Raw genomic sequence first — 518 nt, 5'->3', positions numbered from 1 at the left:
GGACGCCCTTTACAGCGCTCTTGCCAAGCATGCAAAAGAGATGGGCAGCCTGAGCCTTTTGCAGCTGCATAGTGCGGATTCTCAACGCGAGAGTGCACTTTGCTGGAAGCTCGGACCATTACAATTAGATATGAGCTTGCAGAGGCTGAACTCTCAAACCCTGGGGTTACTAGCCCGGCTGGCAGAACTAGAGGCGGTGGGTGCCGAGATTCATAAGCTGTTTAGTCGAGACTCCATTTCAGCATCAAAGCCAGGAGGGCACTGGCTACTGCGGCAACACAACGATGCCCAGCAGTTTCAAAACGAGATTGACGAAATACGCCTCGAAATTTCCCGGATGTCGAAATTGGCCAGTGAGATCAATACAGGCCAATGGAGAGGGTCAACAGGCCTATCAATAACCAACATTGTGTATTTGGCCAGTGGCGGGCCGTCAACAGTCGCACAATTTACTCATCACGCCTTATGGCGGGAGAGCGACTCCATTAAGGTCGATTTCGCGTCAACACTCGATGGAA

1 protein-coding gene is annotated in these 518 nt (G+C 51.7%); it reads left to right on the top strand.

What is annotated here, in order from left to right:
- Positions 1 to 518 (top strand): hypothetical protein (locus A3754_RS07360; protein WP_156496888.1); only part of this gene is annotated, 518 nt, incomplete at both ends.

The organism is Alcanivorax sp. HI0083, from assembly GCF_001635175.1.
The sequence above is the reverse complement of the archived record's forward strand: the minus strand, read 5'-3'. Positions and strand labels throughout refer to the sequence as shown.